This is a genomic window from Pseudomonas abietaniphila, from assembly GCF_039697315.1.
GTDB classification, from domain to species: Bacteria; Pseudomonadota; Gammaproteobacteria; order Pseudomonadales; family Pseudomonadaceae; genus Aquipseudomonas; species Aquipseudomonas abietaniphila_B.
Genome location: NZ_CP155619.1, coordinates 5770899 through 5787617, shown reverse-complemented (window position 1 = coordinate 5787617; position 16719 = coordinate 5770899). Strand labels below are relative to the sequence as shown.

The 16719-nt window shown below is 60.6% G+C and carries 14 protein-coding genes; 5 read left to right on the top strand and 9 right to left on the bottom strand.

All coding sequences use genetic code 11. The annotated features are described in order from the left end of the window. Positions 1-9: 9 nt before the first annotated feature. Positions 10-1914, top strand: coding sequence for a sigma 54-interacting transcriptional regulator (locus ABDX87_RS25440; protein ID WP_346830367.1), 1905 nt, complete (start codon positions 10-12; stop codon positions 1912-1914). Here the strand turns inward: ABDX87_RS25440 and ABDX87_RS25435 are convergent. From ABDX87_RS25435 to ABDX87_RS25405, 7 genes are all read right to left on the bottom strand, one after another. After that, positions 1905-2057: a DUF2256 domain-containing protein gene (locus ABDX87_RS25435; RefSeq protein WP_346830366.1), complete on the bottom strand. Its 153-nt coding sequence runs from the start codon at positions 2055-2057 to the stop codon at positions 1905-1907. The two genes, ABDX87_RS25440 and ABDX87_RS25435, sit on opposite strands and share 10 nt — an antisense overlap. Then, positions 2054-3592: a cryptochrome/photolyase family protein gene (locus ABDX87_RS25430; protein WP_346830365.1), complete on the bottom strand. Its 1539-nt coding sequence runs from the start codon at positions 3590-3592 to the stop codon at positions 2054-2056. The genes ABDX87_RS25435 and ABDX87_RS25430 overlap by 4 nt, the downstream gene beginning before the upstream one ends. Continuing rightward, entirely contained in the window at positions 3589-3900 is a 312-nt protein-coding gene (locus ABDX87_RS25425; RefSeq protein WP_346830364.1) for a DUF6482 family protein, read from the bottom strand. Before ABDX87_RS25425 ends, ABDX87_RS25430 begins: the two co-directional genes overlap by 4 nt. Then, entirely contained in the window at positions 3897-4469 is a 573-nt protein-coding gene (locus ABDX87_RS25420; protein WP_346830363.1) for a DUF3833 domain-containing protein, read from the bottom strand. The genes ABDX87_RS25425 and ABDX87_RS25420 overlap by 4 nt, the downstream gene beginning before the upstream one ends. A 148-nt stretch (positions 4470-4617) precedes the next feature. Further along, entirely contained in the window at positions 4618-5634 is a 1017-nt protein-coding gene (cydB, locus tag ABDX87_RS25415) for a cytochrome d ubiquinol oxidase subunit II (RefSeq protein ID WP_346830362.1), read from the bottom strand. A 17-nt stretch (positions 5635-5651) separates the two neighbouring features. After that, on the bottom strand, positions 5652-7073 hold the full coding sequence (locus ABDX87_RS25410) for a cytochrome ubiquinol oxidase subunit I (RefSeq protein WP_346830361.1): 1422 nt from the start codon (positions 7071-7073) through the stop codon (positions 5652-5654). 124 nt (positions 7074-7197) lie between these two features. Continuing rightward, the gene (locus ABDX87_RS25405) at positions 7198-9522 is read right to left on the bottom strand and encodes an FdhF/YdeP family oxidoreductase (protein ID WP_346830360.1); all 2325 of its coding nucleotides are present in this window, start codon (positions 9520-9522) and stop codon (positions 7198-7200) included. 410 nt (positions 9523-9932) lie between these two features. On the opposite strand from ABDX87_RS25405, the gene moaA reads away from it, so the two are divergent. Further along, a complete protein-coding gene (moaA, locus tag ABDX87_RS25400; RefSeq protein WP_346830359.1) occupies positions 9933-10931 on the top strand; it encodes a GTP 3',8-cyclase MoaA in 999 nt (332 codons plus the stop codon). Positions 10932-11509: 578 nt separating this feature from the next. Here moaA and katG read toward each other — a convergent pair. After that, positions 11510-13774 carry a catalase/peroxidase HPI gene (katG, locus tag ABDX87_RS25395; RefSeq protein ID WP_346830358.1) on the bottom strand — a complete coding sequence of 755 codons (2265 nt, stop codon included), beginning with the start codon at positions 13772-13774 and terminating at the stop codon, positions 11510-11512. 299 nt (positions 13775-14073) lie between these two features. On the opposite strand from katG, the gene ABDX87_RS25390 reads away from it, so the two are divergent. Next, positions 14074-14520: a GNAT family N-acetyltransferase gene (locus ABDX87_RS25390; RefSeq protein WP_346830357.1), complete on the top strand. Its 447-nt coding sequence runs from the start codon at positions 14074-14076 to the stop codon at positions 14518-14520. Between the two features lie 26 nt (positions 14521-14546). Here ABDX87_RS25390 and ABDX87_RS25385 read toward each other — a convergent pair whose 3' ends face one another. Continuing rightward, positions 14547-15455: a LysR substrate-binding domain-containing protein gene (locus ABDX87_RS25385; RefSeq protein ID WP_346830356.1), complete on the bottom strand. Its 909-nt coding sequence runs from the start codon at positions 15453-15455 to the stop codon at positions 14547-14549. 189 nt (positions 15456-15644) lie between these two features. Here ABDX87_RS25385 and ABDX87_RS25380 point away from each other — a divergent pair, with 189 nt between their 5' ends. Both ABDX87_RS25380 and ABDX87_RS25375 read left to right on the top strand, forming a co-directional pair. After that, complete coding sequence (locus tag ABDX87_RS25380; RefSeq protein ID WP_346830355.1) at positions 15645-16313, top strand: type 1 glutamine amidotransferase domain-containing protein; 669 nt, start codon at positions 15645-15647, stop codon at positions 16311-16313. A gap of 73 nt (positions 16314-16386) precedes the next feature. Continuing rightward, positions 16387-16686 (top strand): DUF1330 domain-containing protein, encoded by a 300-nt coding sequence (locus ABDX87_RS25375; RefSeq protein ID WP_346830354.1) that lies wholly within the window; start codon positions 16387-16389, stop codon positions 16684-16686. Positions 16687-16719 lie beyond the last annotated feature (33 nt).

Genomic DNA, 16719 nt, shown 5'->3' with positions numbered 1-16719 from the left:
TTCGTAATCATGAACGAGCCAGACTCGCTGATCGGTTGGGCCGACCTCGCCTATTCCTCCCGCCACATGGTGTTCGAGCATTGCGCCGAAGCCATCGCCCTGCTCGACCCGTTCACCGACCACTTCGGCGACCTCAACATCGCCGCCTGCAAGCTGCTCGGTTACCCGCGCCAAGAGCTGCTGGCGTTGCCGGTGAGCAAACTGTTCGGTCATCAATTGGCGGATCTGATCGTGTTCACGCAGGCGGTGATGGACAAGGGCCGAGGCTGGACCGACGACTTGAGCTGCAACATCAAGACCGGCGAGCGCATCGAGCTGGAAATTTCCGCCACGACGCTGCAGGTCAAAAACAGCCCGCAGCTGATTCTGGTCATGCGCGAGGCCAGTCAGCAGAAGTACCAGCAGGATCAGGCTCACACCGAGCGCACCATGCGCGGCGGCCTGATCGAGTGGCGCAACATCCTTAACCTGTTTCAGGAATCGGAACGCGACAACCAGTTGCTGCTCAGCTCGGTGGGCGATGGCATCTACGCCATCGACAGCGAGGGCCTGGCGACCTTCGTCAACCCCGCCGGGGCACGCATGCTCGGTTGGGAAGTCAAGGACATGATTGGCAAGAACATCCACCGCATTCATCACCACAGCCATGAGGACGGCAGCCACTATCCGGTCGAGCAATGCCCGATCTACAAGGCCGTGCACGACGGCGTGGTGCATGAGGGTCGACAGGAAGTGTTCTGGCGCCGCGACGGCAGCTTCTTCCCCGTGGAATTCACCAGCACCCCGGTGATCTCCGATGGCCGTATCGCGGGGGCGGTGGTGGTGTTTCGCGACATCACCGAGCGGCGCAGCACCGAAACTCAACTGCAGACCGCCCTCGACGAACTGAAAAACCTCAAGCAGCGCCTGGAAGACCAGAACGCCTACTTGCAGGAAGAAATCCATATTGAGCACAACTTCCGTGAGATCGTTGGCCAGAGCGCGCCGATCCTGAAGATCATCAAACAGATCGACGTGGTCGCGCCTACCGACGCCAGCGTGTTGATCAACGGCGAGTCGGGCACCGGCAAAGAACTCATCGCTCGGGCCATTCACCAGGCCAGCCGTCGCAGCGCGCACCCGCTGATCCGGGTCAACTGCGCGGCCATTCCGACCGAGCTGTTCGAGAGCGAGTTCTTCGGCCACATACGCGGCGCGTTCACCGGCGCGGTGCGCGACCGCGTCGGGCGTTTCGAGCTGGCCGACGGCGGCACGCTGTTCCTCGACGAGATCGGCGAAATTCCGCTGGAGCTGCAAAGCAAACTGTTGCGGGTGCTGCAGGAAGGTCAGTTCGAACGCGTCGGCGAAGAACGCACGCGCAAGGTCGACGTGCGCATCATCGCCGCCACCAATCGCGACCTGCGACAGGAAGTCGGGGCCAAGCATTTTCGTGAAGACCTGTACTTCCGGCTCAACGTCTTTCCCATCCAGTCCCCTGCCCTGCGCGACCGCCCGATGGACATCGCGCCGCTGGCTGCGCACTTCCTGAAGCAAGTCGGCAAACGCCTGAACATGCCTGGCCGCCGACTGCGCAACAGCGACATCGAGCGCCTGCAGCATTACTCCTGGCCGGGCAACATCCGCGAACTGCAGAACGTCATCGAACGCGCGCTCATCACCTCGACCGGTGCCGATCTTAACCTCGACCTGCCGGATGAACCCAAGGCCGCCCCGAGTGCCATCCAAAGCGCACTCCCCGAACAGGGTTTCCTCACCGAAGACCAGATGCGCGAGCTGGAACGCAACAACATCCACGCCGCGCTCAAAGCGGCGAACGGCAAGTTGTTTGGCAAAGGAGGCGCCGCAGAGTTGCTGGGCGTCAAACCCACGACGCTGGCCTCACGCTTGAAGCGACTGGATATTCTTCACGAGTGATCGCCTGCCGATGAACGCCGGTTGCGGCGGCAGCGCTCGGAGCAGTAGCGCACCTCGTCCCAGCAGCGCTCCCATTTCTTGCGCCAGGTAAAGGGCAACCCGCAGACGACGCAGACCTTGGATGGCAATTCGCTCTTCTTCACAACGACTGCCCTGCGTCGAGTCTGGCGAGCAGGTCTTCGCCACGCTGCCACAGCGCCTGCTGTTTGTCCTCGCTCATGCGCCCCAGGTTTTTGTAGATGATCGCCATGCGTTGATTGCGCTGCAGAAGATCACGGTGGCGCATCAGGAAATGCCAGTACAGCGCATTGAATGGACAGGCATTCTCGCCGGTACTTTCTTTGACGCTGTACGCACAACCCCGGCAGTAATCGGACATGCGATTGATGTACTGACCGCTTGCGCAGTAAGGCTTGGAGCCCAGATAACCGCCGTCGGCATGCATCACCATGCCCAGCGTGTTGGGCAGCTCGACCCAGTCGAAGGCATCAATGTAGATCGCCAGGTACCACTCGCAGATCTGCGGAGGGGAAATTCCCGCCAGCAGCGCAAAATTGCCGGTCACCATCAGGCGCTGAATGTGGTGGGCATAGCCATGCTGCAGGCTCTGGCCGATGGCCTGGCTCATGCAGTTCATGCGGGTTTCGCCCGTCCAGTAGAACTCAGGGAGCGGCCTGCTGTTGCCGAAGAAGTCACGCTCGGCGTAATCGGGCATCAGCAGCCAGTACACGCCGCGCACGTACTCGCGCCAGCCGATCAATTGCCGGATGAAGCCCTCCGCGGCATTGAGGGCAACCCGCCCAGCCCAGTAGGCGGCCTCGACATCGGCACACAACTGCCGCACGTCCAGCAGCCCGATATTCAAGGCCGCGCTGATGCGCGAGTGAAAGAGAAAGGCCTCATCAGTCGCCATTGCATCCTGATAGTCACCGAAAGACGCCAGGCCATGATCGAGAAAATGCGCCCAGAGCGTCTGCGCGCCCGCGTGGTCGACCGGATAATCAAAGTCCTTGAGCGAGCCGTAATGATCGGCAAAGCGTTTGCTGACCAGCGCGAGCACGTCGTCGGTGATGGCGTCCGTAGGGAATCGCGCTGGCGACGGCGCGGTGACGCCTTTGGGCAACGGCTTGCGATTCTCGGCATCGAAATTCCACGCGCCACCCACCGGAGTGCCGTCACCGTTGAGCAACACATGGCCCTTGCGTCGCATCTCCCGATAAAAGAACTCCATGCGCAGTTGCTTCTTGCCTTTCGCCCAGGCGGCAAAATCGGCGCGGGAACTGAGAAAGCGCGTATCGCTGTGCCAATGAGTCACCAGGCCACCGTGCTTGAGTGACAGCTCCAGACGCCAGTCACCGCACTCGGTCAGATGAACCTCCTGCGGCTGCAACAGCGTCTGCCAGCGCTGCAGCTCACCGGCCAGCGAGCCGGTGTTGTGCTCGTCCTCCAGGGTGACGTAATGCACGCGATAGCCGCGCTGCTTCAGTGCCTGCGCGAAATGACGCATGGCGCTGAACACCAGCACGATCTTCTGCGGATGATGCGCAACGTGGGTGGCCTCCTCGAGCACTTCCGCCAGCAGGATTTCGTCCACCGCAGGGTCCGCGTCTTGCAGCGCGGCCAGATCGAAAGAAAGCTGATCGCCCAGGACCAGACACAGCCTGCGCACCGTTGTCACCAGGCCGAGTCCAGCGCCAGGGGAACGCGCAAAGGCTCTTGAGGCCCATGGTCAAACCCGCACATTTCGGTGTGAACCACGCAATGCACCAGATAGAAGGGCACGGGCGCTGGCAAATCCTTGAGCACCTCACGGGCGTGCGTCACCGAACGAAGCTGCATCGCCTGCCCCGCGGGGTTCTTGATCGGATGAACCGTTGAACCGACTCGCGCTTGCAGCAGATAAATGCCGCCCTCGATCGACAGCAACTCAAGTTCCAGCGGTCCCTGCCCGGACGCCACCCAGGCACACAACTCGGTAAGGGTCATTGCTCGATCTCCTGCGCGTCAGGCGCTGTAACCGGGGTTGGCGGCTCAGGTTGTTTGCGGAAAAACAGCGTCACCTGACCGGCCTCGACCCCGAACTTGCTCATGGTCGACCGGTTGATCATCGTGCTGTCGTCCATCAGGTACATCCAGTCGTCGAAATCGACCTGATACACCTTGCCGTCCACCGGCAGGCTGAGCACGTATGTCCAGTGCAGCGTATTACCCGCCACTTCACCCAGGGCTTCACCGACCACGTCGGCGGCACGTCCACGCCAACGTCCCGCACCGTCAGGCGTCAGTGTCCAGATCCGTTGCTGCCGGGTACCGTCGCTGTACGTGAAGTTTTCTTCGAGGATCATCTGGTCGCCGCGGGGATAGCCATGGATCTTCACGACAAAGCGCTTGGTGACCTCTCCGGAACGCTTCTGGAACATGCCCCAGGCATCGAGATGCCCGGTGAAAAACTGGCGAAGCTCCAGCGTCGGCTGTTCCTGCCGGTATTGCTGCACATCGACACCTGAACACCCTGCCAACCCGACGAACATCCACAGCAGCAAACGCTTGAGCATGATTTTCTCCAACTTTCAGTGGCCGTCCGTCATCGGACGCCCACTGGCAGGCTGCAATAAAACTGTACAGAGGAATAGTTTTGTACAAGTTATACAGAAATGCAGCCGGGAGTAAATGTCATGCAGCGAACAATGCCTCTCACCTCACTCAGTGGTGACCCTCACCGATGCGCACCTTGCCGCGAAACACGTAGTAGCTCCAGAAGGTGTACATCAGGATGACGGGCAGGATGAACAAAGCGCCGATCAACGCAAACAGCTGGCTTTGTGGCGGCGAGGCGGCGTCCCACAAGGTGACGGAGGGCGGCACGATGTTGGGCCAGAGGCTGACCAGCAATGCGATGTAGCTGAGGAACACCAGCGCCAGCGTGAACACGAACGGCCAGTGCGTGTGACGCTTGCTCAGCGTCTTGAGCAGCAAGATCAGCGACAGCACGCCCAGCCCGACCAGAACGGCCAGCACGGTACCGTGCGCCGGCGTCAACCAGCGAGTGGCGAGTTCAGGGCGCAGGATCGGCGTCCAGATGCAGAGGATGACCAGCACACCGGCCAGCGCGAACGCGAGCGGTCGGGTGTAATGGCGCATTCTCGATTCGAGCATGCCTTCGGTCTTGACCAGCAGCCAGGTGCTGCCGAGCAACGCGTAGGCCACGATCAGCCCCGCGCCACAAAACAGCGGGAACGGCGAGAGCCAGTCGAGCGAGCCGCCGGCGAACTGTCGGTTCACCACCGGGATGCCCGCCAGGTAGCTGCCACCGACCACGCCCTGACAGAACGTCGCCAGCAAGGATCCACCGATGAACGCCATGTCCCAGATGTGGCGCTTTTCGGCGCTGGCCTTGAAGCGAAACTCGAATGCCACGCCCCTGAAGATCAGGCCTGCGAGCATCAGAATCAACGGCAGGTAAAGCGCTTCCAGAATCACCGAATAGGCCAGCGGAAAGGCGCCGAACAAGGCCGCGCCGCCCAGGACCAGCCACGTTTCGTTGCCGTCCCAGACCGGCGCGACGGTGTTCATCATCACGTCGCGTTCCTGCTCGTCGGCGATCAGCGGAAACAGAATGCCGAGACCCAGATCGAAGCCGTCCATGATCACGTACATCACGACCCCGAACGCGATGATGCACGCCCAGATCAACGACAGGTCTATGCCTTGAATACCCATGATTGAAGTCCTGTTTTTCAGTGTGCGTGGTCGCTGGATTCCAGCGGTTCGGTGACAGCGGACAACGGCCGGCGCGGCGTGCGGTCATGCCCGGGCCCGCCCACGGGCGGATGGTCGTGGTGCGGCTGCGGACCGTTGCGCACCAGGCGCATCATGTAGCCGATGCCAACGGCAAATACCGAGAAATAGATGATCACGAACAGCGCCAGCGAGATGCTCATCTGCGCGACGGAGTGGTTGGACACGGCGTCGGCCGTGCGCAGTTGCCCGTAGACAACCCAGGGCTGACGACCCACTTCGGTGGTGATCCAGCCGGCGAGCAAGGCGATCAACCCGGAAGGCCCCATCACCAGCGCCAGACGCAAGAACCAGCGGTTCGTGTACAACGCGTCTTTGCGACGCAGCGCCAGGCCCAGCAGGCCGGTCAGGATCATCAGCATGCCCAGGCCGGCCATCACCCTGAAACTCCAGAAAATGATCGTCGCGTTGGGCCGGTCCTCTTTGGGAAAGCTTTTGAGCGCCGGGATCTGCTTGTCCAGGCTGTGGGTCAGAATCAGGCTGCCCAGGTACGGAATCTCGATCGCATAGCGGGTCTTTTCTGCCTCCATGTCCGGCAACCCGAACAGCACCAATGGAGTCGGTCCGTTACCCACGTTTTCCCAGTGGCCTTCAATGGCGGCGATCTTCGCCGGTTGATGCTCGAGGGTGTTCAGACCGTGGGCGTCACCCACCACCGCCTGTATCGGCGCCACAATCAGCGCCATCCACATCGCCATCGAGAGCATCTTGCGAATAGGCGGCGTGTCATGCCCGCGCAACAGGTGCCAGGCCGCCGACGATCCCACGAAGAAAGCGGTCGCGATGAAGGCGGCGATGGCCATGTGCGCCAGGCGAAACGGAAACGAGGGGTTGAATACGATGGCCAGCCAGTCCATCGGGACGACGCGACCGTCGACGATGCTGAAGCCTTGAGGGGTCTGCATCCAGCTATTGGACGCGAGAATCCAGAAGGTCGAGATCAGGGTGCCGATGGCGACCATCACGGTGGCAAAAAAATGCAGGCCGCGCCCGACCCGGTTCCAGCCAAACAGCATGACGCCCAGAAAACCGGCTTCGAGAAAGAACGCTGTAAGCACTTCATAAGTCAGCAAGGGTCCGGTCACGCTCCCGGCAAAATCAGAAAACCGGCTCCAGTTGGTGCCGAACTCGTACGCCATTACCAGGCCGGAGACCACGCCCATGCCGAAGTTGACCGCGAAAATCTTCGACCAGAACTGATAGAGCTCGCGATAGACCGGGTTGTCTGTCTTGAGCCACAGCCCTTCGAGTACCGCGAGAAAACTCGCGAGGCCGATGGTGATCGCCGGGAACAGGATGTGAAACGACACCGTGAACGCGAATTGCATGCGTGCCAGGTCAAGTGCCTGCATATTGAACATGGTGGTATCCCCTTTTTGACGCGGCAGGCGTGCACGCCGCCCTGCCGTTGCAAGCGCCAGGCTTGCGGCCACTGAACCGGATTGAGCGTTGAAAGGCCGGGCGCCCGAACAGGCGCCCGGCGCGTCAGGCGACCGAAGACACAATCACGCTGCTCTGCGCTGCCTTGGCGAACTTGATGGCGATGAACTTCGAGGTCGGGGTAAACGTGCGGTCGCCGTAACTGTCGAGCGGCACCAGCGGGTTGGTTTCCGGGTAATACGCCGCCGCCTGTCCTTTGGGGATGTCATAGGCGATCAGAGTGAAACCTGACACCCGACGCTCGCGCCCGTCGTTCCACAGCGAAATCATGTCGACTTTTTCGCCCGGTTCGAAGCCCAGACGGCGGATGTCTTCTTCGTTGGCGAACACCACTTCACGCATGCCGTAGACCCCGCGATAGCGGTCGTCCAGCCCGTACAAGGTGGTGTTGTACTGATCGTGGGAGCGCAGAGTCTGCAGGATCAGGTCGGGTGTGTCCTTGAGGCTGCGAATGGCGGCATTGACCAGGTGCTCGGGCAATGCGCTGGGAATGAACCGCGCCTTTTGCGTGCTGGTGTGCCATTGACGGTCGGCAACTGCGTTGCCGAGGTGAAAACCGCCCGGATTGAGCAGTCGCTGGTTGAAGTTCCTGAAACCCGGAATCACGTCGGCGATCAGGTTGCGAATGCGACTGTAATCCTCGATCACCCAGTGCCAGTCAATGGGGTGCGCACCCAGCGTGGCGGCGGCGATGCCGGCAATGATCGCAGGCTCGGACTTCATCAATCTGGACTTGGGACGCAGTTGGCCGTGGGAGATGTGGACCATGCTGAAGGTGTCTTCCACCGTGATGCCCTGAGGCCCGGTCGCTTGCAGATCGATGTCGGTACGGCCTAGGGCTGGCAGGATCAGTGCGTCCTTGCCGATCACCAGATGACTACGGTTGAGCTTGGTCGACATCTGCACGGTCAGGTCGCAATTGCGCAGCGCGGCATGGGTGCGAGGGCTGTCCGGGGTCGCTTGCGAGAAGTTGCCACCCAAGGCGATGAAGACTTTGGACCGGCCCTCTTCCATCGCCTTGATCGCAGTCACGGTGTTGTGCCCTTCTTCGCGCGGCACCTTGAACGCGAAGCGGGTTTCGATCGCGTCAAGCAGCCACGTCGGCGGAATCTCGTTGATGCCCATGGTGCGGTCGCCTTGCACGTTACTATGACCACGCACCGGAGACACGCCCGCCCCTTCGCGGCCCATGTTGCCGCGCAACAGCTGCAGGTTGATCAATTCCTGAATGGTCGGCACCGAGTGCGTGTGCTGGGTCAGACCCATGGCCCAACATATGATCACGCGCTTGGCCTTGGCGTACATTCGCGCCGCCCTTTCGATATCCGAAAGCGCCATGCCGGACTGCGCTTCGATCAACGACCAGGGCGTCGCTTCGACGGCACGCAGGTACTCATCCAGGCCGGACGTCTGATCGCGGATGAACTCACGGTCAAAGACCGGTTCGCCACCGGTCGCCAGCGACTGTTTTTCCCACTCCAGCAGAAACTTCGCCATGCCGCGAGTCGCAGCCATGTCGCCCCCCAGAGCAGGACGAAAGTACGCGGTATTCGTGGGTTCCGAGCCGTTGCTGAGCATTTCCAGCGGGTGCTGCGGGTGCTGAAAACGCTCCAGCCCCCGCTCCTTCAGCGGGTTGAACACCACCACCTGAGCGCCACGCTTTACCGCCTCGCGCAACGGTTCAAGCACGCGCGGGTGGTTGGTGCCGGGATTCTGGCCAATCACGAAGATCGCATCGGCCTTTTCCAGATCATGAAACACGACAGTGCCTTTGCCCACCCCGATGGACTCGAACATGCCGACGGCACTGGCCTCGTGGCACATGTTCGAGCAGTCCGGAAAGTTGTTGGTGCCGTAGGCGCGCACGAAGAGCTGGTAGAGGAACGCGGCTTCATTGCTGGCACGGCCCGAGGTATAGAACTCGGCCTGATCGGGGGAATCCAGTTGCTTGAGGTGACGCGCGATCAGTGCAAACGCTTCTTCCCAGCTGGTTTCCACATAATGATCGGTCGCCGCGTCGTAACGCATCGGATGGGTCAGACGCCCCTGATACTCCAGCCAGTAATCGGACTGCTCCAACAACGCCGAAACGCTGTATTTGGCGAAGAACGCCGGATCGACGTGACGACCGGTCGCTTCCCAGTTCACCGCCTTGGCGCCGTTCTCGCAAAACTTGACCATGCCGTTTTCCGGCGACTCGCCCCAGGCGCAACCGGGGCAATCAAACCCACCGTTCTGGTTGGTTTTAAGCATCGCGCGAATGTTCTTGAATGCGTTTTCACTGCCCAACCAGTTCTTGGTCACGGCAATTAAAGCGCCCCATCCAGCGGCAGCCCCTTTATAAGGCTTATAACGATCAACCTGGCTCATGCGAGTTCTCCAGGGTCGCGCAATCAAATACGCGACCTGTATCAAGGACGGACTTACAACGTTTTTTACTTCATTAAAAGAGGAGCCAGTGCGTTCTAACTTCGTGAACTAATCTGGCCTGAGCCGACAGTACGCGCCCACTAAAACGCTGTCCAATCGCTAGGAATGACCAAACAATAAGCGATGTCTATCACTCGGCAAAACCTATACATAAGGGTTAAGCACCGCTACGAATGTTTAAATAGCGCCCGTCATAGATACGGCTTATCGTCTGGTCATTATCAGTGATTGGACAGGTGAATAGCCGCCCATTAGTCTGCACCCCTGATAGAGCGTTGCGGGCGGTCACGTTATCGAGACGTTTGAAATGCACGCCCACCTCCCGCGCCACATAACGAAAAGAGGCTGACATGTCCCAGCGCGTGCTCACCGATGGCTTTGCCAGGAACGTGGATTACTTGAGGATGTCGGTCACGGACCGGTGCGACTTCCGCTGCGTGTACTGCATGGCTGAGAACATGACGTTTTTGCCCCGTCAGCAGGTGCTCAGCACCGAGGAGTTGTTTCAGGTCGCACAGAGTTTCGTCGCGCTGGGCACCCGCAAGATTCGCCTGACGGGCGGAGAACCACTGGTTCGCCCGGGCATCGTCGACCTGTGTGCACGCATCGCCGGACTGCCGGGGTTGCAGGAACTGTGCATGACCACCAACGGCTCGCAACTGGAAAAACTCGCACACCCCCTGCGCGCAGCGGGCCTGAAACGGTTGAATGTGAGCCTGGACAGCCTGGAGCCGGCGCGTTTCAGGGAGCTGACCCGCACCGGCGACCTGAACAAAGTGATCGCAGGACTGGACGCCGCGTGGGACGCAGGCTTTCGAAACACCAAACTCAACTGCGTCGTGATGAAGGGCCGCAACGATCACGAGATCAACGACCTGGTCGACTTCGCCATCGCCCGACACCTGGACATCACTTTCATCGAAGAAATGCCGTTAGGCGTCATCAGCGAACACAGCCGTGCCGAATCTTTCTTTTCGAGCGATCAGGTCCGCCGATTGATTGCCGAAAAACACACGCTGATCGATTCCGCCGAATCCACACGCGGCCCGTCGCGGTATTGTCGCCCGGCCGACGCACCCCACATGCGTATCGGATTTATTTCTCCACACAGCCACAACTTCTGCGCCACCTGTAACCGCGTGCGCCTGACGGTTGAAGGCCGCCTGTTATTGTGCCTTGGCAATGAACATTCCGCAGACTTGAAAAGCGTGCTGCGCAACTTTCCGGGCGACCAGGGAAAACTGGAACAGTCCATCATCGAAGCCATGAAACTTAAACCGTATCGGCATAACTTTGAAGTCAATGATGATGCTCAGGTGGTCCGATTCATGAACATGACCGGTGGTTGATCGCTAATTGAAGCAACGGCATTCGTCAGCAAGCTAACGCCCACAGGTTTTATGTTTATTCAACGATTGAGGTGTTGAATCTCAACAGCGCAAGGCGCGCGCTGGCTTTTGATTTCCATACTGCAGCAGCCCAGACGCCACAAAGAGCGACCTGTGTGCAGGCTGAACAAATGTGGCGTGGTGTGGCCGAGCTGCAGGGACGCCGCGTCTGCATCAGCCCGGCGGAATGGTCGCCAGCATGCCAATGGTGATGGTCAGGGCCAGGAAGCCCAGCAGGAAAATCGTCATCTTGGCCATAGGGCCTCCTCTCAATGACAGGTTTGCGGTGCAGATGAGTGCACACCGCATCATCCCTCCAGTCAGCCTCGCCAAAGAGGTCTGGAGTGGTTGCCAGTGTGAGGCGGATCGCTGTTTCAATACAGCGCCAGGTTTGACTAAAAAATACGGATCAGATGCAAATTTCCAGGGTGGTGGATCAGGTTGACCGCGTTTGCAGGTCTGACTGCCGCTGCGCGCCACAGGCCAGAAACGACAACGCCTCCACATGGGAGGCGTTGTGTTTCAGGTCGGCCCGCGTGTCAGCGAAGGTCGAAACGGTCCAGCTCCATCACTTTGGCCCAGGCGGCCACGAAGTCCTTGACGAACTTCTCGTGGGCGTCCGCGCTGCCATACACCTCACTCAATGCCCGCAGCTGCGCGTGGGAGCCAAACACCAGATCGACACGGGTGCCTGTCCACTTGACCTCACCGGTCTTGCGGTCGCGCGCCTCGAAAGTGTCGTTGCTGGCCGACGTCGGTTTCCACTCCACACTCATGTCCAGCAGGTTCTTGAAGAAGTCGTTCGTCAGCGCGTCAGGTCGCGTGGTGAAGACGCCGTGCTTGCTGCCTCCCACGTTGCCCCCCAAGACGCGCAGGCCACCCAGCAACACCGTCATTTCCGGCGCAGACAGGGTCAGCAGTTGAGCCTTGTCGATGAGCAACTTCTCGGCCGACACCCGATACTGGCCTTTGAGGTAATTGCGGAAACCATCGGCGATTGGCTCCAGGAAGCCGAAGGACTCGACATCCGTCTGGGCCTGGGAAGCGTCGGTGCGGCCCGGCGAGAAGCGAACACTGACCGTCTGACCGGCATTTTTCGCAGCCTGCTCGACACCCGCGTTACCCGCGAGGACGATCAGGTCCGCCAGTGAGACCTTCTTGCCACTGGCCCCGCCGTTGAACTCGCCCTGAATGCGCTCCAGCGTCCGTAGCACGTTCGCCAGTTGCTCAGGCTGATTGGCTTCCCAATCCTTCTGCGGTGCCAGACGCAAGCGCCCGCCATTGGCGCCGCCGCGCTTGTCGGAGCCACGGAAGGTGGAAGCCGCCGCCCAAGCCGTCGAGACCAGTTGCGAGACGGTCAGACCCGACTCAAGGATCTTGCTCTTGAGCGCGGTGGCATCGTCATGGTCGATCAGCGGATGGCTGACATCGGGAAGCGGGTCCTGCCACAGCAGTTCTTCGGTGGGCGTTTCCGGCCCGAGATAACGCGCCAGCGGCCCCATGTCACGGTGGGTCAGTTTGAACCAGGCACGGGCGAACGCGTCGGCCAACTGATCGGGATTGGCCAGGAAACGCCGCGAGATCTGCTCATACGCCGGATCGAAGCGCAGGGCCAGGTCCGAGGTCAGCATCCTGGGTTCCTGACGTTTGCTCGGGTCGTGGGCATGGGGAATCTTGCCAGCCCCGGCTCCGCCTTTCGGGCTCCACTGATTGGCGCCCGCCGGGCTTTTGGTCAGCTCCCACTCGAAACCAAAGAGGTTTTCGAAGTACTCGTTACTCCACCGGGTGGGCGTGGACGTCCAGGTCACTTCCAGGCCGCTCGTGATGGTATCGCCGCCCTTCCCGGTGCCAAAGGCGTTGCGCCAGCCAAGCCCCTGCTCTTCAAGACCTGCGGCTTCAGGTTCTGGCCCCACGTTGTCGGCAGGACCTGCACCGTGTGTTTTCCCAAAAGCATGACCCCCGGCGATCAGCGCCACGGTTTCCTCGTCGTTCATCGCCATGCGGCCGAAGGTTTCCCGGATGTCATGGGCCGACTTGACCGGATCGGGATGGCCATCGGGGCCTTCCGGGTTGACGTAAATGAGCCCCATCTGCACCGCCGCGAGCGGGTTTTCGAGGATACGATCGCCATCGGTACGGCTGTGTTCTTCACCGTGCTTGGACGGCTCGGCCACCAGATCACCTTGACCGGGCTGCTCCATCTCCTTGTGCGCGCCGTAGCGCTCTTCACCCCCCAGCCAGGTGGTCTCAGCACCCCAGTACACGTCTTCGTCAGGCTCCCAGACGTCAGGACGACCGCCGGAAAAACCGAAGGTCTTGAAGCCCATGGACTCCAGCGCGACGTTCCCGGTGAGGACAATCAGGTCCGCCCAGGAAATCTTGCGGCCGTACTTCTGTTTCACCGGCCAGATCAGGCGGCGGGCCTTGTCGAGGCTGACGTTGTCGGGCCAGCTGTTGAGCGGTGCGAAACGTTGCTGCCCCGAACCGGCGCCACCGCGTCCATCGGCGGTGCGATAGGTGCCGGCGCTGTGCCAGGCCATGCGCACGAAGAACGGGCCGTAGTGGCCGAAATCCGCTGGCCACCAGTCCTGCGACTGGGTCATGACGGCCAGCAGGTCTTTCTTCACTGCGTCGAAGTCCAGGCTCTTGAACTCCTTGGCGTAGTCGAAATCCTCACCCATCGGGTCAGACAGCGAGGAGTGCTGATGCAAAATTTTCAGGTTCAGTTGATTCGGCCACCAGTCGCGGTTCGTTGTGCCGCCGCCAGCAGCGTGGTTGAACGGGCATTTCGATTCAGTTGCCATGTTTTGATCTACCTTTGGTCATATCCATCGAGCGCCTCTGCCTTACGGGCTCAAGACGACGATGAGGGAACTCAGTAGCACAAGGTGCTTATTCTTATCGCCTTATCAGGTTCAACTGGACGGCCTTGGCCGACGCTAGATCAAGGGTAGACCCGATCAGCCAGAGTTCTAATAGTCAAAGCATTGGTGGTTGATAGAGGGAGACTTTCACGCGCAGTGGCGCAGCTGACACGCCGCTGTCACATCAGCAGCGCAACGCTTTGCTACCCTGCCCGTCCCGACTGTCGACAGGTTTTCCCATGATCAACATCCGTGTCATGACAATGGACGACTACGATGCCGTCATCGCCCTCATGAGCGACACCCCCGGCATCTCGTTGCGCGATGCCGATTCCCGCGATGCGACCGCCCGCTATCTGCAACGTAACCCTGGCCTTAGCTTCGTGGCGGAATTCGTGGCTGAAAGCGAAACGGGCCTCTGCGGCTGCGTCATGTCTGGCCACGACGGGCGTCGCGGTTACCTGCAGCACCTGTTGGTGCTTCCGGAGTATCGGCGTCAGGGCATCGCCAACCGACTGGTTGAGCGCTGCCTGTCGAGCCTCGAAGCTCTGGGCATCGCCAAATGCCACCTCGACGTGTTCAAAACCAACGAGTCCGCTGCGCGCTACTGGCAGCATCAGGGCTGGACGCTGCGGGTCGACATCGACCGCTATTCGTTCACCCGGCCGGGCAACGAAAACGCGTGAGCCGACATCGGGCCCCTTTTTGCGGATCAGTCCGGGTTCATGAGCTCGGCAGCCGTTTCGACCAGTAATTGGCGAAACCACAGGTGCGCCGGGTCGTTGCGATAGCGAACGTGCCAGGCAATGTCCACGGGGAAGGTGCCAAGGTCCACCGGCGATTCAATGACCTTGAGTCGCGGGTCCTTGGCGATCTGCTTGCAGATCAGCCGAGGCAGCGTCGCGCAGTAGTCGGTGACCGCAATGATTTCCGGCACCGCCAGAAAATGCGTCACCGAGATCGCCAGTTCACGCCGCAATCCCTGTCGCTCCAGTGCCTGAAACAGGCCGACCCTCATGCGCCCCGGCGGCAACACGTTGACATGCCGCAGCTGCTCATACTGTTCCCGAGACAGGCTGTCGCCGATGTCGGGATGGTCGGCGCGCACCACGCACGCCAGCCCGTCGTCCATCAGGTGCTGAACAACCAGGTTATCGGGCGGATCGACAATCCGGCCCAGTGCCATGTCCGTTGTGCCTGACACCAACCCTGCTTCGGTCAGATCCGCGCCAAAGGGCGCCAACGATACCTTGATCGCGGGGGCCAACTGACGAAGCCTGGCCACCACGTTCGGAATCAGCACGATCTCGACATAACTGTTCGGCGCAATGTTGAACACACGGGTCGAGGTCGCGGCATCGAAATGCTGGCGTCCCAGAATGACGTCATCCAGCTTCGCCAGTGTTTCCAGGATCACCGGGCCAATTTCCTCAGCGAACTGCGTAGGCTTGATGCCATAACGCTCACGGATGAACAGCGGATCCTTGAGCGTGTCGCGCAGCCGATTGAGTGCGTTCGACAACGCAGGCTGGGTAATGCCCAGACGCGCAGCGGCGCGGGTAACGCTGCGCTCTTCCATCAGCGCCATGAAGACCGGTAAGAGATTGAGGTCGTATCGCATGACTCATAATGCTCTGTGAATATCTAAAATCAGATAAGTAAATTTCTCGAATATCTGGGCATGGGGCAAAGTTAGCGCATCCAGACGGATCGACCAACTCCCGCGAGAGACGATTCGGCATCGCTGCGATGCAACGCGCTTCAACGCTGACATTCAACCCAGACCTTCTTAACGTTCGAGGAAATGACCATGAGCATCAAACACGTGCTGTTCGTTGTGACCAACACCGCTGAAATCGGCCCTAACCGCCGCAGCACCGGGTATTTCTTCCCCGAAATCGCTCACCCGTATGAAGTCTTTTCCCAAGCCGGCGTCGCCGTGGAATACGCCTCGCTGCTGGGCGGCACCCCGCCAGAAGACGGATATGACGAAAAGGACCCCGCACAAGTGGCGTTCCGCCAGAGCGCCTCGTTCCGCCGCATGGGCAACAGCCGCCCGCTGTCGCAAGTCGATGTACTGGATTACGACGCGATCTTCTTCCCTGGCGGCCTTGGCCCGATGGTCGACATCGCCAACAACCCGCAGATCCAGCGCGCCATCGAACGCGCCTGGCAGGGAGGCAAGATCGTCGCGGCCGTCTGCCACGGCCCTGCTGCCCTGCTGGGTGTCAAACTGGAAGACGGTACGCCGCTGGTTCAGGGTCGCAGGCTGACCGGGTTCTCGAACGCTGAAGAGCTCGGTTATGCCCAGGCGGATGTTCCGTTTCTGCTGGAAGATGCGCTGCGCGCCGAAGGTGCCGTATATTCGGCGGCCGATGTCTGGCAGGAGAAGGTCGTCGTTGACGGTCGCCTGATGACCGGGCAGAACCCGGCATCGGGTGGCGCACTGGCGAAAGCGATCGTCGACGCCCTGCGCTGAAACGGACTGGCGTTACATCCGACAAGGCCCCTGCCACCGCAGGGGTTATTTCTGAACTCACCGAGGAACCCGCATGTCCGCCTACGTTATTTTTATCCGCGAAAAAACCACCGATGCCGCAGAAATGAAGCAGTACGCAGACACCGCACCGGCCGCGCGCGCGGGTCACGACATCACTCGCCTGGCGTTTTACGGCGCGCTCGACGTGCTGGAAGGTCCATCGGCTGAAGGCGTTGCGATCCTGCGGTTCCCCGACATGGCCGCCGCCCGCGCCTGGTACGACAGCCCGGCCTATCAGGCTGCGCGTGAACATCGCTTCAAAGGCGCTGATTACCGCATGTTGCTGGTAGAAGGGGTGGCTGACCCCGCTTGATTCCGTTTTCGCTGGCGCACCGGCCCATCGTCG